Annotated in this window: 20 protein-coding genes; 12 read left to right on the top strand and 8 right to left on the bottom strand. The window is 63.4% G+C overall.

Translation table 11 applies throughout. The features are described 5' to 3' along the window. Position 1 precedes the first annotated feature (1 nt). The 4 genes from ACT4N3_RS02395 to ACT4N3_RS02380 are packed head-to-tail and all read left to right on the top strand — an operon-like array spanning position 2 to position 1,407. Complete coding sequence (locus ACT4N3_RS02395; protein WP_444853607.1) at positions 2-391, top strand: phage holin family protein; 390 nt, start codon at positions 2-4, stop codon at positions 389-391. Beyond that, a complete protein-coding gene (locus ACT4N3_RS02390) occupies positions 388-747 on the top strand; it encodes a DUF3618 domain-containing protein (RefSeq protein ID WP_444853606.1) in 360 nt (119 codons plus the stop codon). Before ACT4N3_RS02395 ends, ACT4N3_RS02390 begins: the two co-directional genes overlap by 4 nt. Beyond that, positions 748-1,143 (top strand): hypothetical protein, encoded by a 396-nt coding sequence (locus ACT4N3_RS02385; protein ID WP_444853605.1) that lies wholly within the window; start codon positions 748-750, stop codon positions 1,141-1,143. It abuts the gene before it with no gap. Positions 1,144-1,188: 45 nt separating this feature from the next. Then, on the top strand, positions 1,189-1,407 hold the full coding sequence (locus ACT4N3_RS02380) for a DUF4170 domain-containing protein (RefSeq protein WP_444853604.1): 219 nt from the start codon (positions 1,189-1,191) through the stop codon (positions 1,405-1,407). Positions 1,408-1,452: 45 nt separating this feature from the next. Here the strand turns inward: ACT4N3_RS02380 and ACT4N3_RS02375 are convergent, their stop codons facing one another. The 3 genes from ACT4N3_RS02375 to carB form a co-directional block, all read right to left on the bottom strand. Then, on the bottom strand, positions 1,453-2,091 hold the full coding sequence (locus ACT4N3_RS02375; protein WP_444853603.1) for a rhomboid family intramembrane serine protease: 639 nt from the start codon (positions 2,089-2,091) through the stop codon (positions 1,453-1,455). A 10-nt stretch (positions 2,092-2,101) separates the two neighbouring features. Beyond that, entirely contained in the window at positions 2,102-2,581 is a 480-nt protein-coding gene (greA, locus tag ACT4N3_RS02370) for a transcription elongation factor GreA (RefSeq protein ID WP_444853602.1), read from the bottom strand. An 80-nt stretch (positions 2,582-2,661) separates the two neighbouring features. Further along, positions 2,662-5,997, bottom strand: a complete 3,336-nt coding sequence (carB, locus tag ACT4N3_RS02365; protein WP_444853601.1) for a carbamoyl-phosphate synthase large subunit — start codon at positions 5,995-5,997, stop codon at positions 2,662-2,664. Positions 5,998-6,064: 67 nt separating this feature from the next. On the opposite strand from carB, the gene ACT4N3_RS02360 reads away from it, so the two are divergent. After that, positions 6,065-6,418, top strand: a complete 354-nt coding sequence (locus tag ACT4N3_RS02360) for an endonuclease domain-containing protein (RefSeq protein ID WP_444853600.1) — start codon at positions 6,065-6,067, stop codon at positions 6,416-6,418. A gap of 474 nt (positions 6,419-6,892) precedes the next feature. On the opposite strand, the gene carA is transcribed toward ACT4N3_RS02360, so the two are convergent. Next, the gene (gene carA / locus ACT4N3_RS02355) at positions 6,893-8,056 is read right to left on the bottom strand and encodes a glutamine-hydrolyzing carbamoyl-phosphate synthase small subunit (protein WP_444853599.1); all 1,164 of its coding nucleotides are present in this window, start codon (positions 8,054-8,056) and stop codon (positions 6,893-6,895) included. A gap of 139 nt (positions 8,057-8,195) precedes the next feature. Here carA and ACT4N3_RS02350 point away from each other — a divergent pair, with 139 nt between their 5' ends. The 6 genes from ACT4N3_RS02350 to ACT4N3_RS02325 all read left to right on the top strand — a co-directional run bounded on the left by ACT4N3_RS02350 (position 8,196) and on the right by ACT4N3_RS02325 (position 14,742). Beyond that, positions 8,196-8,651 (top strand): GatB/YqeY domain-containing protein, encoded by a 456-nt coding sequence (locus ACT4N3_RS02350; protein WP_444853598.1) that lies wholly within the window; start codon positions 8,196-8,198, stop codon positions 8,649-8,651. A 40-nt stretch (positions 8,652-8,691) separates the two neighbouring features. Continuing rightward, positions 8,692-9,081 carry an endonuclease domain-containing protein gene (locus tag ACT4N3_RS02345; RefSeq protein ID WP_444853623.1) on the top strand — a complete coding sequence of 130 codons (390 nt, stop codon included), beginning with the start codon at positions 8,692-8,694 and terminating at the stop codon, positions 9,079-9,081. Beyond that, on the top strand, positions 9,078-10,901 hold the full coding sequence (dnaG, locus tag ACT4N3_RS02340) for a DNA primase (protein WP_444853597.1): 1,824 nt from the start codon (positions 9,078-9,080) through the stop codon (positions 10,899-10,901). Before ACT4N3_RS02345 ends, dnaG begins: the two co-directional genes overlap by 4 nt. Positions 10,902-10,930: 29 nt before the next feature. Further along, positions 10,931-12,955, top strand: coding sequence for an RNA polymerase sigma factor RpoD (rpoD, locus tag ACT4N3_RS02335; RefSeq protein WP_444853596.1), 2,025 nt, complete (start codon positions 10,931-10,933; stop codon positions 12,953-12,955). 106 nt (positions 12,956-13,061) lie between these two features. Next, positions 13,062-14,450, top strand: a complete 1,389-nt coding sequence (locus tag ACT4N3_RS02330) for a hypothetical protein (RefSeq protein ID WP_444853595.1) — start codon at positions 13,062-13,064, stop codon at positions 14,448-14,450. After that, positions 14,362-14,742 (top strand): hypothetical protein, encoded by a 381-nt coding sequence (locus tag ACT4N3_RS02325; RefSeq protein ID WP_444853624.1) that lies wholly within the window; start codon positions 14,362-14,364, stop codon positions 14,740-14,742. Before ACT4N3_RS02330 ends, ACT4N3_RS02325 begins: the two co-directional genes overlap by 89 nt. Position 14,743: 1 nt before the next feature. Here the strand turns inward: ACT4N3_RS02325 and ACT4N3_RS02320 are convergent, their stop codons facing one another. The 3 genes from ACT4N3_RS02320 to ACT4N3_RS02310 are packed head-to-tail and all read right to left on the bottom strand — an operon-like array spanning position 14,744 to position 16,924. After that, the gene (locus ACT4N3_RS02320; protein ID WP_444853594.1) at positions 14,744-15,742 is read right to left on the bottom strand and encodes a nucleotide kinase domain-containing protein; all 999 of its coding nucleotides are present in this window, start codon (positions 15,740-15,742) and stop codon (positions 14,744-14,746) included. A 59-nt stretch (positions 15,743-15,801) separates the two neighbouring features. Further along, positions 15,802-16,608: a hypothetical protein gene (locus ACT4N3_RS02315; protein WP_444853593.1), complete on the bottom strand. Its 807-nt coding sequence runs from the start codon at positions 16,606-16,608 to the stop codon at positions 15,802-15,804. Then, positions 16,583-16,924 carry an acyl carrier protein gene (locus ACT4N3_RS02310; protein WP_444853592.1) on the bottom strand — a complete coding sequence of 114 codons (342 nt, stop codon included), beginning with the start codon at positions 16,922-16,924 and terminating at the stop codon, positions 16,583-16,585. Before ACT4N3_RS02310 ends, ACT4N3_RS02315 begins: the two co-directional genes overlap by 26 nt. Before the next feature lie 316 nt (positions 16,925-17,240). Between ACT4N3_RS02310 and ACT4N3_RS02305 the strand changes: the two genes are divergently transcribed. Further along, positions 17,241-17,372, top strand: coding sequence for an entericidin A/B family lipoprotein (locus ACT4N3_RS02305; protein WP_444853591.1), 132 nt, complete (start codon positions 17,241-17,243; stop codon positions 17,370-17,372). A gap of 222 nt (positions 17,373-17,594) precedes the next feature. Here ACT4N3_RS02305 and ACT4N3_RS02300 read toward each other — a convergent pair whose 3' ends face one another. Beyond that, entirely contained in the window at positions 17,595-17,816 is a 222-nt protein-coding gene (locus ACT4N3_RS02300) for a hypothetical protein (protein WP_444853590.1), read from the bottom strand. Positions 17,817-17,849 lie beyond the last annotated feature (33 nt).

The raw sequence follows: 17,849 nt of genomic DNA, 5'->3' as shown, positions 1-17,849 counted from the left end.
CTTGGACGGGGCGGGGCCGACGGAACAGGGCGACGACGAGTCGATCGGCGATCTCGTCGGCCGGCTCGTCGCTGACGGCCGCGCCTATGCCGAGGCCGAGTTTGAGCTTTACCGCGCCATCGCCGAGCATCGCGCCGAGCGCGCCCGCACCGCGGTCGTCATGCTGGCGATCGGCTGGTTCCTGCTGATCGCGGCGATGAGCGCGCTGACGATCGGCGCGATGATCGCCTTGTCGCTCACCATCGGCCCATTGTTCGCCGGCCTCGCCGTCGGCGCGCCGATGGCGATCGCCGGCTACCTGCTCGCCCATTATGGCTGGGCCGGGGTCAAGGGCCTCGGCCGGGACGATGCGGAGCGCGCCGCCATCGCCCGCGGGAAGGGCGAGCCATGAGCCTCGCCGAGATCGAGCAGGCCCAGCGCGCTGTCCGCCTGACGCGCGCGCGCTTCGAGACGACGCTCGCCGAGACGCAGGACCGCCTCCGCCCAGCCAACCTCGCCGGCGAGGCGTGGGACGGGGTCAAGGAGAAGAGCGCCAATCTGGCCGGCGACGCGGTCGATCAGGTCAAGCAGCGGCCCGGCATGGTGTCGCTCGCTCTCGGCGCGATCGCCTTGTTCCTCGCCCGCCGCCCCTTGAAGCGTGCCGCGGGCAAGCTCATTTCAGGCGGCGGCGACGAGGCAGGGAGCGAAGAGGAAGCGGCGGCGTTGGATACGCAACCCGCCTCCAAACGGACTCGAAGGAGCAAGTGAATGGCCCCCCGGCAGGATAATGATAACGAGACGGCGGAGCGCGGCCGCGCGGCAGCGGCGCTCGAAGCGGCGCGCGAGCGCACCCTCTCGGCCTATGAGACGGCGCGCGAGCGGTCGCGCGACACCGCGCGCCAGGTGACGGACCAGCTTTCCATCTACCCGGTCGGCGCGGTCGTTGGCGGCCTCGCCGTCGGCGCCTTGCTCGCTTTTCTGCTGCCCCGCACCGAGCGCGAGGACCGACTGCTCGGCCCGACGGGGCGCAAGCTCGCCGGCGCGGCGCGCGAGGCGGCGCAGAAGGGCATCGACGCCGGCCGCGAGCGCGCCCAGGATCTTTCCGGCGAGCTTGGCAGCAAGGTCGGCCGCGCCGTGGCTGAGGCGGTCGGGGTGAAGGAGTAGACGGGAGCGCTTGCCGTTCCCGCTCGTCCTTTCTAGGCGCGACGCATGAGCAAATTGCACCTTGTGTTCGGCGGCCGGGTCAAGGACCCGCGCGGCCTCGACTTCGAGCTCGACACGATCGAGATCGTCGGCGTCTATCCCGATTATGCGAGCGCGGTGGACGCCTGGCGCGGCAAGGCCCAGCGCACCGTCGACGATGCCGAGATGAAATATGTCGTCGTCCACCTCCACCGGCTCCTGGAACCGGAAGGCGAGACGGCCTGACCTCCTCCCCTCCCGCCTGCGGGAGGGGATTGAGGGGTGGGCCTTTCAGGCCTTCCGATAGCGGAACAGCAGCAACGGGTTGGCGAGCGCCAGCCCGACAGCGAACCCGCCGATATGGGCCGCCACGGCAACCCCGATCCCGGCGCCGGCGAAAGTAATCCCGACAATCAGCTGCAGCACCACCCAGGCGGCCATCAGCCACAAAGCATTGAGCAGCATGGCGAGGCGCGGGCTGGCCACCTTCACCTTGTTGCGCCCGAACAGGATCGCATAGGCGCCGAGCACCGCCGAGATCGCCCCGCTGGCGCCGATCATCGGCACAGGCGACAGCGGCCCGGCGGCATATTGCGCCGCCGCCGCAGCAAAAGCGCCGAGCAGGTACAAGATCGCCATCCCCGGCGCGCCCACCACCGCCTCGGTCGGCCGGCCGCAGAAGACGAGGATCAGCAGGTTGAAGAACAAATGGAGCAGATTGGCGTGGAGGAAGGCGGCGGTGAGCGGCGTGATCCAAAACGGCGCCAGCATCTCGTCGCCGCCAAACGCCAGCCGCGCCGGAATGAAGCCGCCCCAGATCACTGCCTGCTCGTCCCAGCCGATCGCGGCGAGCACGACATAGATCGCCGCCGTCGCGAGCGTGATGAAGAGGGTGAAGCGGGCCTGCGCCCAGCCTTGCGGCACGCGCATTGCGATGGGCCTAGATGAACTCGATCTTCTTGACCTCGTAATATTTGTCGCCGGACGGGGCGGCGAACTCGACCTCCTCGCCCTTGGCGCGGCCGATCAGCGCCCGGCCGAGCGGCGAGGCATAGCTGATCCGGCCGATCTTGGCGTCCGCCTCGGTCTCGCCGACGATCTGATATTTGATCTTCTTGTCATTCTCGTCGAGCAAGGTGACGGTCGCGCCGAACACCACCTTGTTGCCCGACAGAGTCGATGGATCGATGACCTGGGCCCGGCTCAGCCGGTCCTCGATGTCGGCGATCTGCGTCTCGACATGGCCCTGCCGCTCCTTGGCGGCATGATATTCGGCGTTCTCGCTAAGGTCGCCATGGCCGCGCGCCTCCTCGATCGCGTCGATGATCGCCGGCCGTTCCACCATCTTCAGGTGGCGCACGTCGTTCTGCAGCTTCTCGTAGCCCTCGGCCAGCATCGGCATCTTGTCGACCGTTGCCATCTTGCGTCCGTGCCTTTCGTCAAAAACTCTTCTTCGCGCCCCTTTACCAGGGTCGCCCGATGGATCGATTGTTTCGGGGACTATCCGTCGGAACCGGAATAATAGTCCTGCAGCGACCGCACTTCAAGGCCGCGCTCCCTCGCGACCGCGATCGCCCGCGCCACCGCTATGCTCGACGCCGCGGTGGTGAAATAGGGCACGTGCTGCTGCACCGCCGAGGCGCGGATCGAAGCGGAATCCTTGTGGCTCTGCCAACCCTCGGTGGTGTTGAAGACGATTCCGATCTCGCCGTCCTTGATCTTGTCGACGATATGCGGCCGTCCCTGCGCCACTTTGTTGACCCGGCCGACGTCGAGGCCCTGCGCCTGCAGATAATCGGCGGTGCCGCCGGTCGCGACCGCCTTGAAGCCCAGCTCAAGCAGCTGCCTGACCGGCTCCAGGATCGCCGGCTTGTCGCTGTCCTTGACCGAGACGAAGATCGTCCCGCCGTCCGGCAATTCGATCCCCCCGCCCTGTTGCGACTTCAGGAACGCTTCCGGGAAATCGCTCGCGATTCCCATGACTTCTCCGGTCGACTTCATCTCCGGCGACAAGACCGGATCGACCCCGGGGAAGCGCGCGAAGGGAAACACCGCCTCCTTGACCGCGACATGGCCGATCGTCCGCTTGAGCGACGGCAGGTCCGCCAGCTTCTCGCCCGCCATCACCCGCGCCGCGATCTTCGCCACCGGCGCGCCGATCGCCTTGGCGACGAAGGGCACCGTCCGGCTGGCGCGCGGATTGACCTCGATCAGATAGACCAGCCCGCCCTTGACCGCGAACTGGACGTTCATCAGCCCGATCACGCCCAGCGCCCGGGCGAGCACGTCCGTCTGCCGCTCGATCTCGGCGACGATCTCCGCGCCCAGGCTGTAGGGCGGCAGCGAGCAGGCGCTGTCGCCCGAATGAACCCCCGCCTCCTCGATATGCTGCATCACACCCGCGACGACCACGTCCGTCCCGTCGCAGATCGCATCGACATCGACCTCGATCGCGTCGCGCAGATACTGGTCGATCAGCACCGGGCTGTCGCCGCTGACCTGGACCGCAGTATGGATATAGTCCTCGAGCTGGGCCGGCCCGTCGACGATCTCCATCGCCCGCCCGCCGAGCACGTAGCTCGGCCGGGTCAGCACCGGATAGCCGATCCGCTCGGCGACCATCAGCGCCTCGTCGCGGCTGCGCGCCACGCCGTTGCGCGGCTGCCTCAGGCCCAATCTCTCGACCAAAGCCGCGAACCGCTCCCGGTCCTCGGCCAGGTCGATCGCGTCGGGCGGCGTGCCGAGGATCGGAATGCCCGCTTTCTCCAGCGCCGCGGCGAGCTTCAGCGGCGTCTGCCCGCCGAACTGGACGATCACCCCGTGCAGCGTCCCGTTCGACGCCTCGACATGGAGAATCTCCAGCACATCCTCGGGTGTCAGCGGCTCGAAATAGAGCCGGTCGGACGTGTCATAATCGGTGCTCACCGTCTCCGGGTTGCAGTTGACCATGATCGTCTCATACCCCGCCTCCTTCAGCGCATAAGCGGCGTGGACGCAGCAATAGTCGAACTCGATCCCCTGCCCGATCCGGTTCGGCCCGCCGCCCAGGATCACCACCTTCTTGCGGTCGCTCGGCGCTGCCTCATTCTCGGGTTCGCCGAAGCTCGGCGCCTCATAGGTCGAGTACATGTAAGGCGTCTTCGCCTCGAACTCGGCCGCGCAGGTGTCGATCCGCTTGAACACCGGCCTGACGCCCAATTTGTGGCGCAGCGCTCTTACCTCGTCCTCATTGGTCGCGCCGATCATGCCCTTGAGCGCGTCGTGGATCAGCCCGTGCATCCGCGCCCGCGCCTTCACCGCGCCGCCGGTCAGGTGGACCGACCTCAAGTTGAGCTCCGCCAGCCGCCGGTCGGAAAAGCCCATCGCCTTCAGCCGCCTGAGCCCTTCCGCGTCGCCGGGAATGCCGGTCTCGCACAGCTTATTTTCCTCCGCGACGATCTCGGCGATCCGCTCCAGGAACCAGGGGTCGTAGCGGGTGAGCTGATGGATTTCCTCGACGGTAAAGCCCTCGCGCAGCGCCTGCGCGGCGACCAGCAGCCGGTCCGGCGTCGGCGTGCCCAGCGCCGCCTCGATCTCGTCGCGGCTGGCGCCGTAGAGCGGCTTGTAGCCGTCGAGCCCGATCAGCCCGGTCTCGAGCCCACGCAGCGCCTTTTGCAGGCTCTCATGGAAGTTGCGGCCGATCGCCATCACCTCGCCGACGGACTTCATCGCAGTCGAGAGGATCGCCTTGCTGTCCTTGAACTTCTCGAACGCGAAGCGCGGGATTTTGGTGACGACATAGTCGATCGTCGGCTCGAAGCTGGCCGGTGTCACCCCGGTGATGTCATTCTGGATCTCGTCCAGCGTGTAACCCACCGCCAGCTTCGCCGCGACCTTGGCGATCGGGAAACCGGTCGCCTTCGAAGCAAGGGCGGATGACCGCGACACGCGCGGGTTCATCTCGATCACCACCAGCCGCCCGTCCTTCGGATTCACCGCGAACTGGACGTTGGAACCGCCTGTTTCGACACCGATTTCGCGCAGGCAAGCGATGCTCGCGTTGCGCATGATCTGATATTCCTTGTCGGTCAGCGTCAGCGCCGGGGCGACGGTGATGCTGTCGCCCGTATGGACGCCCATCGGATCGACATTCTCGATCGAGCAGATGATGATGGCGTTGTCGTTCCGGTCCCGGACGACCTCCATCTCATATTCCTTCCACCCCAGCACCGATTCCTCGATCAGCACCTCGGTGGTCGGCGAGGCGTCGAGCCCGCCGCGCACGATCTCCTCGAACTCCTCGCGGTTATAGGCGATGCCGCCCCCGGTGCCGCCCAGGGTGAAGCTCGGCCGGATGATCGCCGGCAGCCCGATCGCGTCAAGCGACGTCAAGGCGTCGTCCAGGCTGTGCGCGATCGCCGAGCGCGGGCTTTCCAGCCCGAGCCGGTCCATCGCGTCGCGGAACTTGAGCCGGTCCTCCGCTTTCTCGATCGCCTCCGCGTCGGCGCCGATCATCGTCACGCCGAACTTTTCCAGCGTGCCGTCCTTGAACAGCGCCAGCGCGGTGTTGAGCGCCGTCTGCCCGCCCATCGTCGGCAGGATCGCGTCCGGCCGCTCCTTTTCGATGATCTTCGCCACGTACGCAGGAGTAATCGGCTCGACATAGGTCGCGTCGGCGGTTTCCGGATCGGTCATGATCGTCGCCGGGTTCGAATTGACGACGATGACGCGATAGCCCTCCTCCTTCAGCGCCTTCACCGCCTGGCTGCCCGAATAATCGAACTCCGCTGCCTGCCCGATGACGATCGGGCCAGCGCCGACGATGAGGATGGAGGAGATGTCGGTGCGCTTAGGCATTCGAGCCGCAATCCGCTAAAGCCCCCTCTCCCCGGCGGGGAGAGGGCTGGGGTGAGGGGGTCCTGCGTTGGGAAAAAAGAAGCTCACGCCCGTCGCCCGCAAGCTCCGGGCGAACCGCACCGAAGCCGAAGCCCGCCTCTGGTCCCGCCTCCGCGCCCGCGAGCTGGAAGGCGCCAAGTTCGTCAGCCAGTTCCAGATCGGCCCGCACGTCGCCGACTTCGCCTGCCGCGACGCAAAGCTGGCAATCGAACTCGACGGCGGCCAGCACACCCCCGAAGCCGATGCCCCCCGAACCCGCGTGATCGAGCTGCTCGGCTACCGCGTCATCCGCTTCTGGAACCACGATGTCCTCGCAGACACCGACAGCGTCCTCGAAGCCATCCGCCGGGAACTCCTGATCGCCAGAAACCGCCCCGAATGAACCACCCAAACCCCCTCTCCCCGTGGGGGAGAGGGCAGGGTGAGGGGGAACGACGTGGGAGAATATTCTCCGACTCAGAACCCCCTCACCCCAACCCTCTCCCCGCCGGGGAGAGGGAGCAAGGCCGGCGCCGACGATGAAGATGGAGGAGATGTCAGTGCGCTTGGGCATTCTGCGTCACACGTTCGTTGCCTACAAAGCCCATATTTCGCACGTCGCTCCGCGTGAGCCTACGCAGCACACAATCGACGCTTTCGTATGATGCGTCGGGAGGCGGCGCAAAAAGCACCTCGTTGCGGTCATTCAAAGTGAGCGAACGGCTCGGCAATCCACACTCAGTGACTATTTGCGTCAGCCTCGCTCTGTGGTCTGAACCCACGCCATTTCCATCTTTTGCCTCAGCGAACGCTTCGGTCGAACTCGTCTGCGCGCAACCAAGAAGCATCACCAACAGGCTGAAAGCGATTGCTCGTTTCATCCGAGCATCCCCACAAACTTCCCGAACAGATAAGTGCTGTCCTGCGGCCCCGGGCTCGCCTCGGGGTGATATTGCACGCTGAAGGCCGGGCGGTCGGTCAGCTCGATGCCGCAATTGCTGCCGTCGAACAGGCTGACATGGCTCTCGCGGGCATTGGCGGGGAGGCTCGCCCCCTCGACCGCGAAGCCGTGGTTCATGCTGGTGATCTCGACCCGGCCGTCGCTGAGCCGCTTCACCGGATGGTTCGCGCCGCGATGGCCCTGGTGCATCTTCGCCGTCTTCGCGCCGACCGCTAGGCCGAGCAGCTGGTGGCCCAGGCAGATGCCGAACAGGGGCTTGCCGCTCTCCAGCATCCTTTGGATCACCGGCACCGCATAGACCCCCGTCGCCGCCGGATCGCCCGGGCCGTTGGAGAGGAAGAAACCGTCCGGATCGTGCGCCATCGCCTCGTCGAAGGTCGAATTGGCAGGCAGCACCGTCACCCGCGCCCCCGCCGCGGCGAGGTTGCGATAGATGTTGCGCTTGGCGCCGTAATCGATCGCGACGACATGCGGCAGCGTCGCGTCCCCGCCCCGCTCCTCATAACCCGAACCTAAGCGCCACAGCCCGCCCGACCAGCGCATCATCTGCCGGCACGACACCTCCCTGGCGAGGTCCATCCCCTCCAGCCCCGGCCAGGCCCGCGCCTCGGCCAGCAACACGTCGATATCGAAAATCCCGTCCGCATGGTGCGCGATCACGCCGTTGGGCGCCCCCGCCATTCGGATCTTCCGGGTCAGCGCCCGCGTATCGACGCCCGAAAGCCCGATCCGCCCGTTCGCTTTCATCCATTCGGCGAACCCCTGCGCCGCCCTGAAATTGCTCGGCCCGGTCACATCCTCCCGCACCAGGCAGCCGAGCGCATGCGGATTGTCCGCCTCTAGATCTTCATGGTTGGCGCCGACATTGCCGATATGCGGGAAGGTGAAGGTGACGATCTGCCGCGCGTAGCTGGGATCGGTCATGATCTCCTGATAGCCGGTCATCGCGGTGTTGAAGCAGACCTCGCCCACCGCCGCGCCTTCCGCACCGAATCCCCGCCCCCAGATCACGCTGCCGTCCGCCAGGACCAATACGCCGGTCGCACCCTGAGGCGCAGGCGTGTTGGTGGCGTCGGCCATGATGGTGGGCGCTCCAGCAAGAAGGTTTCGCGATGTCGCTAAGACCCAGCCGCTAAGGACCGGATGGGGCCTCGTCAATCTGTTACCGGCCTGCGTGACCCACTAGGGTGACGGTTTCCGCTTTTGAACCGGCAGCAGCATGATTCGCGACACCATCAAGCAGTCTTTGGTCGACGCCATGAAGGGGGGCGACACCGCGCGCCGCGACGCGATCCGCCTGATCCAGGCCGCGCTCAAGAATCGCGACATCGAGCTGCGCGGCTCGCCAAATCCACCCGAGGACGATGTGCTGGTCACCGAGGTGCTGCAGAAAATGGTCAAGCAACGCCGCGAATCGATCGAGATGTACGAGAAAGGCAATCGCGCCGAGCTGGCCGCGGCGGAGGCGGCCGAGGTCGCCGTGATCGAATCCTTCCTCCCCGCCCAGATGAGCGACGCGGAGCTGGGCGCCGCGATCGACGCGATCGTCGCCGAGACCGGCGCGTCCTCGGTCAAGGACATGGGCCGCGTCATGGCCCTGGTGAAGGAACGCCACGCCGGCCAGGTCGACATGGGCAAGGCCAGCGGGGCGGTGAAGGCGAGATTGAACGCATAAGCCTCCCCTCCCGCAGGCGGGAGGGGATCGAGGGGTGGGCATGCTGGAATTCCGAAAACGCCCCACCCGAAACGCCCAACGCCTCCGCAACACCGCCACGCCTGCCGAGCGCAAGCTCTGGATCCATCTCAGCCGTCGCCGGGTCGCCGGCACGAAATTCAGCCGCCAGATTCCGATCGGCCCCTTCATTTGCGACTTCGTCAGCCGCTCGGCCCGCCTCGTCATTGAAGTCGATGGCGGCCAGCACGACGAAAACGAGGGCCGCGATCGCGATCGAACCGCCTATATCGAGGGCATGGGTTTCAAGCTGATTCGTTTCTGGAACAACGACGTGTTGGAGAATATCGAAGGCGTGATTTCGCGGATCGAGAGCGAGCTCTTGGCTTGCCCACCCCCAACCCCTCCCGCGTGCGGGAGGGGAGAACAATGACCCTCTCTCCCGCCTTCCTCGACGAGCTGCGCGCGCGGACGCATCTGTCCTCGCTGATCGCCCGCTCGCTGAAGCTCACCAAGGCCGGCCGCGAATATAAGGCCTGCTGCCCCTTCCACAGCGAGAAGACGCCGAGCTTCTACGTCAATGACGAGAAGGGCTTCTATCACTGCTTCGGCTGCCAGGCGCATGGCGATGCGATCCGCTGGCTGACCGACGCCAAGGGTCTCGCCTTCATGGACGCGGTGAAGGAGCTGGCCGACGCCGCCGGCATGGAGGTTCCCGTCCCTGATCCGCGCGCCCAGGCGAGGTCGGAGCGCGCCGCCGGCCTTTACGAGGTGACGGCCGCCGCCCAGGCCTGGTTCGTCGAGCAATTGAACGGCATCGAGGGCGCGGCGGCACGCGACTATCTCAAGGCACGCGGCATCGATGCGGCGACCCTCGAGCGCTTCGGCTTCGGCTTCGCCCCGGACAGCCGGGGCAAGCTCAAGACCGCGCTCGCCCGCTTCGGCAACGACAAGCTGATCGAGGCCGGCCTGATCATCCAGCCGGACGAAGGCGAGCGCGAGCCCTATGACCGCTTCCGCGGCCGCCTCACCTTCCCGATCCGCGACCCGCGCGGCCGGGTGATCGCCTTCTCCGCCCGCATCCTAGGCCCCGGCGAGCCCAAATATCTCAATTCCCCCGACACGCCTTTGTTCGACAAGGGCCGCGCCCTGTTCAACTATGATCTGGCCGCCCCGGCGAGCCGCGCGGCGAACCGGGTGATCGTCGTCGAGGGCCAGATGGACGCCATCGCGCTCGCTCAGGCCGGCATCGGCGAGGCGGTCGCGCCGCTCGGCACCGCCGTCACAGAGGCGCAACTGGGTCTGCTCTGGCGGCTCTCGCCCGCGCCGATCTTCTGCCTCGACGGCGACGCGGCGGGGCAGAAGGCCGCAGTCCGCGCCGCATTGCGCGCCCTTCCCGGCGTGGGCCCCGGCCGCTCGCTGACCTTCGTCACCCTCCCCGCCGGCCAGGATCCGGACGACCTCGTCCGCTCCCGCGGCCGTGAGGCGCTGGAGGCACTGTTGGAGAGCCCGGAGCCGCTGGTCGACCGCCTCTGGCGCCACGAGCGCGACGCGGAATCGCTCGCCACGCCGGAGCAGCGCGCGGGCCTGCGCCGCCGTCTGCTCGATCATGTCTCGGCGATCACCGATCCCGACACCCGCGACCAGTATCGCGCTGCCCTGCTCGATCGCTTCGCCGCCCTCGCCGGCCCCCCGCGCCAGGGCTTCACGCCGCGCCGCCCCTTCGCGCCCCAGCGCCCGCTCTCGCCCGAGGCGAAGTCGCTCGGCCGCACCGGCATCGACGGCGAACTGGGCCGCGCCGTCCTCGCCGGCCTTTGCCGCTTCCCGGACCTGATCGCCGACCATGTCGAGGCGATCGATCGCCTCCCTTTGCCCGATCGCGACGCTGCCCGCCTCCGGGATATCCTGGTCGAGAGCGCCCTCTCTCACCCAATGCTTGATTGCGACGCCCTCAATGCCATATTGGCGGCACGAAGCGCGGCGGCTCTGAATGAGCCGGCGCGTTTGAAGCGCGCGCTTGCCTTTTCCTTCACGCGCCGGAACGCCGAGCCGGAACGCGCCCGGCGCGATCTCGTTCTTGCGATCGAGGCGTTGGCGGCGCGGCCGGGGCTGGAGGCGGCTTTGGCGGCGGCGACGGCGCGGGCGAAACTGGGTGACGACCAGCGCGCGCTGGACGAGCAGAGGGATTTGATTTTCGCCCGGCAAGAGGCGGACCGGAAATTGGCGACATTGTTCGAGGGCGGCGCGGACTAAGCCCCTTCGAGAGGACATAAGGCTTGAGGATGGCGAAGACGAACGCGGCTGAGGTCGAGGACAAGCAGGAAGGCGGCGACGCGCCGCTGATCGACCTCAACGAAGCGAATATCAAGAAGCTGATCGCCCGCGCCAAGAAGCGCGGCGTGATCACCTATGACGAGCTCAACGAGGTGGTGGGCGACATGTCCACCGACCAGATCGAGGATATTACGTCGGCGCTCTCCGAGATGGGCGTCAACATCGTCGAGTCCGAGGAGGGCGACGAGGAGGAGAAGGAGCAGGACGACGGCGTCGAGGAGGTCGACGGCGCCGGCGAGACCTTCATCGTCGAGAAGAAGAAGGAGACCGTCGACCGCACCGACGACCCAGTCCGCATGTACCTCAGAGAGATGGGCGCGGTCGAATTGCTCTCCCGCGAGGGCGAGATCGCGATCGCCAAGCGCATCGAGGCCGGCCGCGACACGATGATCTGGGGCCTGTGCGAAAGCCCGATCACCTTCAACGCGATCATCGACTGGTCGACGCTGCTGAATCACGGCGTCATGCAGCTCAGGGAAATCCTCGACCTCGAGGCGATGCTCTCCAAGGGCCCGACCGCCGAGCAGGTCGCCAGCGTCGAGAACGAGACCGAGGACGGCACGATCAGCGAATCGGTCGCCGGCCCGAGCTTCAAGGAAGAAGAAGAGGTCGAGGAGGCCCCGCCCGCCACGTCCGAGGACGAGGACGAGGAGAATCTGATCGAGCGGCGCACGCCGCGCCCGGTCGAGGAGGAGGACGAGGACAACACGCTCAGCCTCGCCCAGATGGAAGAGACGCTGAAGCCCCAGGCGCTGGAGAAGTTCGCCAGCATCACCTCGCTCTACAAGAGGTTCGGCAAGCTCCAGGCTTCGCGGATGGAAGCGATGGGCGTCGGCGCCGATTTCGCCGCCAATGACGAGAAGAAATATCACAAGCTGCGCGAGCAGCTGACCGCCGAGGTGGAGAGCGTCCAGTTCCACCAGCAGAAGATCGAATATCTCGTCGACCAGCTCTACAGCTACAACCGCCGGCTGACCGCGCTGGGCGGCCAGATGCTGCGCCTCGCCGAACGCCACAAGGTGCCGCGCCGCGCCTTCCTCGACGCCTATATGGGCCACGAGCTGGACGAGGGCTGGGCCGAGCGGGTCTGCACCATCGACAAGAAGTTCGCCGCCTTCTGCGCGCAGGAAGCGGCCGCGATCGAGCGCATCCGCACCGAGATCGCCGACATCGCCTTGGCGACCGGCATGTCGCTCGGCGAGTTCCGCCGGATCGTCAACCAGGTCCAGAAGGGCGAGCGCGAGGCGCGGATCGCCAAGAAGGAGATGGTCGAGGCGAACCTGCGCCTCGTCATCTCGATCGCCAAGAAATACACCAATCGCGGGCTGCAGTTCCTGGACCTGATCCAGGAGGGCAATATCGGCCTGATGAAGGCGGTCGATAAGTTCGAATATCGCCGCGGCTACAAATTCTCGACCTACGCGACCTGGTGGATCCGGCAGGCGATCACCCGCAGCATCGCCGACCAGGCAAGGACGATCCGCATCCCCGTCCACATGATCGAGACGATCAACAAATTGGTCCGCACCGGCCGCCAGTTCCTCCACGAATTCGGCCGCGAGGCGACCCCCGAAGACCTCGCCGAGCGGCTCTCCATGCCGCTGGAGAAGGTCCGCAAGGTGATGAAGATCGCCAAGGAGCCGATCAGCCTCGAAACGCCGATCGGCGACGAGGAGGACAGCCACCTCGGCGACTTCATCGAGGACAAGAACGCGGTGATTCCGGTCGATGCCGCGATCCAGGCCAACCTCAAGGAAACCGTCACCCGCGTGCTGGCGTCGCTCACGCCCCGCGAGGAGCGCGTGCTCCGCATGCGCTTCGGCATCGGCATGAACACCGATCACACGCTGGAGGAAGTCGGGCAGCAGTTCTCGGTGACGCGCGAGCGGATCAGGCAGATCGAGGCCAAGGCGCTGAGGAAGCTCAAGCATCCGAGCCGGTCGCGGAAGATGCGGTCGTTTTTGGACCAATAAGACCAGGTAATTTCCCCTTCATAGTGCCGACCTGTTCCTTCCACGTATAGGTTGACAAGCGGGCGCGAGCGCTCAAACCTCCCTCTCTTTTTTTGAGAGTGCGGCGATGCAGATATCCGACTTTCAACAATTCGTCCGCGAGTCGGATCAATCCATCTCCATGTTGGAGAATGACCGCGAAGACGTATATCTTTACGGTCTCGCCAGTGAAATCGGTGCTCTAGTCGCGGCTATCAAACGAAAGCTTCGGTGGGATGAACGGAGTACGCAATGGAACGTACCGAATGATGCCATAAGGCTGGAGCTAGGTGACGCGCTCTGGTATTGTTTCGCTCTTGCCGACCTACGTGTCCCAAATGGGCCTGCTGGGCTTTTTGAGCTCGACGTGCAGAACCTGCGTAAGAGTCTTCAAGCCGATGACCAGCGCACCAGGTCCATCCACCAAGCCCTTGACACCAATCAGCGTTTGAAATTTTTGGTGGACTCAGAACAGTTTATCGTAGCGGCTGAGAGTGACATTGACAGCTATCAGAGCTTAGCTTTCCTTACGGCGCGGACCAAAGAGGAAGACCTGCTTGAGGTTTGCCTCGCGGTTCTCTGGCAACTCGCTGCGGAGCTACTCCGCCGAAAGCTGCCTGACCTCGAACGAACAATCAACCAGACGATGCCAGACCGTCCACTTCCCGACGTGGTTGGCGAAGTGATGTGGCATTTATCGGCGGTTGCTTCCCTTTACGGCCTTACGCTTAGCAGCGCAGCCCAAGGAAACATGTTGAAAGTCGCATATCGCAAGGGTCGCGGTCACGTCACACCGCTCCACGATGAAGCATTTCCAAATGAGCAATTTGAGAGGCAGTTTCAAATCTCATTCGTTCGAGTCGCCCCGGGGCGCTCCCGCATGTATCTCCATGGCCGCCAACTCGGAGATGATCTGACCGACAACGCATATGATGACGACGGATATCGGTTTCACGATGTTCTGCATTTAGCAAACATCGCCAAACTCGGCTGGTCCCCCGTTTTCCGAGCGTTGTTATCCAAGAAACGCAAAAGCGACAAGAAGATCGACGAAGTCGAGGATGGTGCTCGGGCGCAGATTGCCGAAGAGGCTGTGGTCAAATTGATCCACAGCGAGGGCTTACGATTGGCCAGAGAACGTCACCCGGAATTCTCGCCGCAAAATCTCCCGCTGTACTCTGATAAAAGCTATATAAACCATGGGCTGTTAACAGCTATTCGTGACCAGATAATTGGGTTAGAGGTTCAGGAAAACAAATATTGGGAATGGGTTGATTGCATATTGGAAGGATACGCGGTATTTAATGCTCTAAGGCGAGAGCAACAGGGAACGGTTTTCCTAGACCTTAACGAGCGTTTAATAACATTTGAAAAAGACGTTGAGCTGGATGTTGCTGGTGTTTCATCAGGAATTGGATCTGCACAACTTGAGATTTTCAGCGACGCATCTGAGGCAAAAAGGATCCTTTTTAAATGAAGCCGAGATCGGGTATGCTTCCAGCATGCCTCGGATCGCAGCAACGGTCGCGGCAAAACGGTCCGTTCTGGAATCGATCGGTTTTCACGATGCTTCAAGAGAAACGCTAGCCATGCTAGAAATAAAGCTGAAAGACGGGAATAGGTTCAGCTTCAGATCATCGGCAGCCGTGCAGGATCGCATGTGGGATCGTGCGGTCATTACCTTCAAAATTGCGCTAACAATGTCTGAAACAGCCGTCGCCTGCACGGCGTTAGCAATAGTAGATCAGCGCGCAGAGAAGCTTAAATAGATTAAATTAATAGACCTTGAACCGGAGGCGCATCGCGAGTTTTAGTTACGTCCAAATTCCACCGCGGGGGAAAGAAGGGCGCCCGCTGCGGCGCGGACCTCTTCTGGTACTGTTGCTTGATACGCGTGCGTCCTGATGCGCCTGCCACGTGAGGATGTGCTACCCGAGCGTATTTCGAGATCTCGCAAAAGAGATTTTGGCAATCAATCGGCTTGAGAGAGCGCCCAAATAGGCCAGGGAAATCAAGCCCCAGCCGACGGAACTCTGCCTCTTGGCGATCACTCATCAAATATATGATGTCTTCTGGGGATCGGCCTCGAATATCGAAAAAGCATTTTGAGATACCATCAAGCGCGCCGGGTCCGGCAACGACAAAGTCATCCTCCTGGAAGTTGAGCAATGACGAGTAATTGAGATCAATCGCATATTGAAATGCGAGGAATGGGCCGAGACCGGGATATTCCAGGATAAGTTGATATACTTCTCGGAGGCTGCCTGCGCGCTGTAAACGTGCGGGAAGACTGCCCTCCATCATCTTCTGTAAAAGAGCCAGGTGGTTATCGTATTTTCGGGCGAATCCGAAACTTGGCGAAGGCATGATATATGCGGCGTTATATATTCGGGCGCCGCGTTGAGAAGCGCCGTGAAGCGCGCGAGACACAAGCTCCAGATTTGCCGCCTGCCAACTCACTCCGCCAAGGGCGTGTTCAATGAGTTCCCATGTTTCGATTTTATTGAAAAACTTGAAGAGCATTGTCCGGAAAAACAGCTCGGCTGGCGCTTGTGACCGATCCTCGCGGTATTGCACCTCGCGGATAAGATACTGACTCACTCGATCGGCTGCCCGATAGGCATTCGTGAATCTATATGTTTGCAGAATTGGATCGTCAGTCCAGGGACCGTAAGCGTCGGCCAAACGCTTGTAATAAATGGACATTCGTTCCGCAGCAAAGCGCCAGTACGTATCGAAAACTTCCGTAGGAATCGGGGTGCTGGCCATTCTGATCTGCTAGCGAGTCAAGCGATAGAGTCGATAGGTTATGCCGGCTTCGGGATGATTCAGATCCCCAGCTTCGCTAGAAAATCGTTCACAGCGGCGGCCTTCGCTGTGCCCAGGCTGGACTCCACACACGCTTCCGAGGCGATCAAGGTCAGAGGTCCGACATCGCACTCCGCCTGATCCGCAACAAACCTCTGCAAGCGGCCGAGACCCACAAGGTTGCCCAACGCACGATCGAGGTAGAAGTGCGAACGATAAAATGCGGTGAGGCGCACATTGTTGGACGGGTCTAGCTTGAAAGAAAGATGACTGAGACACGGCCCTCCCCGGGGATATCGCGCGTCTCGCACAGGATCATAGGTTGAGATTTCAAAAACTTCGTCTGAAACCGGCAATTCGTAGTGTGTCTTCGTGCCCCGCGCGGCCGCCACTCTATGCCTCAGCTTTTCAGTCAAAGACTTCAGTGGGTTGACCAGTTGGCCGTCGCGATGCCGCAGCAAATTGCCTTGAGCGTCGCGGCGCCGAAGCATGCGCTCGGCATAAGTTCCCCACGTAGTCTTCACCCGCGGATAAATCTCGTCAGGATAGTGCTCGAAAACCCCGTCTGCTCCACGGACCCGATAGCATGCGAGCGGGAAGATGGTGTTCGCGACGGTCGTAACCGGATGCCGCCCAGCGCCTTTCGCAAATTCATCGAATGCTGCAATCGTTGAGGCGTCTTCCTGCGTCCATGCATCCGGCTGAGTCACCATGTACGCGAGATTATAGCACTTCCGGCCCGGCTGCTGTTTCAAGTAGCCAACAGCGTTGCGCCACGCAGAGGATACGGAAACGCGATCGTCAAGCGTCGCTATCGGCATCTGCATCCTTCTTGAGATTTTTTTCGAAGTATTTCTTCGCGAGCGGCACGACGTTGGCAATAAGATCGTTCAAGCTGTCGTAACCAGTGTCCTTCGCTTCCGTCTCGGGAATGGCAATTCCGGTCTCCTTTTCAATCGATACGAAGCACCGCACCACCCCATGAGAATCAATCTCTATAAGTGGATCCATGATCGAACCGGGCTTATCGGCAGTGGGTTTCTCTGGCGTCCCCTTTGCCGTTTCTGCTATCCAACAAGTCTTGATCGCGGCGATCACTTTGTCTTCGGGAAAAGAAGAACTTCCGGATGAGACGATCACCATTGGAAACTCCTACCGTGCCTGAAAAGGCATAGGAGCAACCATTGGGTTGTCAAAGATAAATCCCGCTCAGGGTCTATCAGAACCCCACGATCCGCGGCTCCGCCCGCTCCCTCCCCAGCATCAGCTCCGTAATCCCCCACACCATGGCATCCGCCCGATCCGGGCTCTTGCCCGGGCCGCCATGCCTCCCCCGCCACCATCCCGAGCAGCTCCTTCTCCAGGGCCTCGAAGCGGCCGCGGAACTTAAGGTCAGTCGGGGGCATTCGGCACTCACAGGCGAGCGCCGGTTTTCGCGTTCGGGTTTAGGAGATGCGAGATGAAGAAGCTGCTGATGATTGCGATGGCCACGGGCACGCTGGTGCTGGCCGCCTGCAATACGGTCGAAGGCGCGGGCCGCGACATCCAGTCCGTCGGCGACTGCGCCGATGGCCGTCCGAACAATTGCTGATCCGGTCGATCGACGCTTATTCCTGCGTTGAAGCGCCGCATGAGCGGTTCCCGGGCTTTCGCTGAAAGAAGATGGGGCCCGTCGCCTGGAACCAGAGCGGCGACGGACCCCCGAAAGCCGGTCCGGCGGGGGCGCCGAACCATCAACCTTGTTACGGGGTGTGCGTTAACGTCCCGTTAGGCATGTTTGCCGTGCGACTACGGCATCGCAAGCGCGCGCGGGCTAGGCCCGTTTCAGCCAGTCTTGCTGCGCTTCGTCGCCTTCGCGCGCGCCGGCGAGCATCGTCAGGACAGTGTCGAACGTGCCATCGACGGTGACCTGGTGATCGCCCATGAAGATGTCGGTGAAGGGCCCGGCGGACGAGCGGACGTCGGTGACGAGCTCGGCATTGACCGCCACCCGCCCCGGCTGACCGCCGCGCCTGAACGTCACAAATCGAGTCACCGCGGGTCTCCTGCGCACCCCCGCCATAGGCCG

This window comes from Sphingosinicella sp. (assembly GCF_052388015.1).
Taxonomy (GTDB): Bacteria; Pseudomonadota; Alphaproteobacteria; order Sphingomonadales; family Sphingomonadaceae; genus Allosphingosinicella.
Note: the sequence above shows the minus strand (reverse complement) of the source record. Positions and strands in the feature narration are given on the sequence as shown.

Coding starts and splice junctions, on each gene's coding strand:
- ACT4N3_RS02390 (WP_444853606.1), top strand. CDS start 388: ATGAGCCTCGCCGAGATCGAGCAGGCCCAGCGCGCTGTCCGCCTGACG.
- ACT4N3_RS02385 (WP_444853605.1), top strand. CDS start 748: ATGGCCCCCCGGCAGGATAATGATAACGAGACGGCGGAGCGCGGCCGC.
- ACT4N3_RS02380 (WP_444853604.1), top strand. CDS start 1,189: ATGAGCAAATTGCACCTTGTGTTCGGCGGCCGGGTCAAGGACCCGCGC.
- ACT4N3_RS02375 (WP_444853603.1), bottom strand. CDS start 2,091: ATGCGCGTGCCGCAAGGCTGGGCGCAGGCCCGCTTCACCCTCTTCATC.
- greA (WP_444853602.1), bottom strand. CDS start 2,581: ATGGCAACGGTCGACAAGATGCCGATGCTGGCCGAGGGCTACGAGAAG.
- carB (WP_444853601.1), bottom strand. CDS start 5,997: ATGCCTAAGCGCACCGACATCTCCTCCATCCTCATCGTCGGCGCTGGC.
- carA (WP_444853599.1), bottom strand. CDS start 8,056: ATGGCCGACGCCACCAACACGCCTGCGCCTCAGGGTGCGACCGGCGTA.
- ACT4N3_RS02350 (WP_444853598.1), top strand. CDS start 8,196: ATGATTCGCGACACCATCAAGCAGTCTTTGGTCGACGCCATGAAGGGG.
- ACT4N3_RS02345 (WP_444853623.1), top strand. CDS start 8,692: ATGCTGGAATTCCGAAAACGCCCCACCCGAAACGCCCAACGCCTCCGC.
- dnaG (WP_444853597.1), top strand. CDS start 9,078: ATGACCCTCTCTCCCGCCTTCCTCGACGAGCTGCGCGCGCGGACGCAT.
- rpoD (WP_444853596.1), top strand. CDS start 10,931: ATGGCGAAGACGAACGCGGCTGAGGTCGAGGACAAGCAGGAAGGCGGC.
- ACT4N3_RS02330 (WP_444853595.1), top strand. CDS start 13,062: ATGCAGATATCCGACTTTCAACAATTCGTCCGCGAGTCGGATCAATCC.
- ACT4N3_RS02325 (WP_444853624.1), top strand. CDS start 14,362: ATGTTGCTGGTGTTTCATCAGGAATTGGATCTGCACAACTTGAGATTT.
- ACT4N3_RS02320 (WP_444853594.1), bottom strand. CDS start 15,742: ATGGCCAGCACCCCGATTCCTACGGAAGTTTTCGATACGTACTGGCGC.
- ACT4N3_RS02315 (WP_444853593.1), bottom strand. CDS start 16,608: ATGCAGATGCCGATAGCGACGCTTGACGATCGCGTTTCCGTATCCTCT.
- ACT4N3_RS02310 (WP_444853592.1), bottom strand. CDS start 16,924: ATGGTGATCGTCTCATCCGGAAGTTCTTCTTTTCCCGAAGACAAAGTG.
- ACT4N3_RS02305 (WP_444853591.1), top strand. CDS start 17,241: ATGAAGAAGCTGCTGATGATTGCGATGGCCACGGGCACGCTGGTGCTG.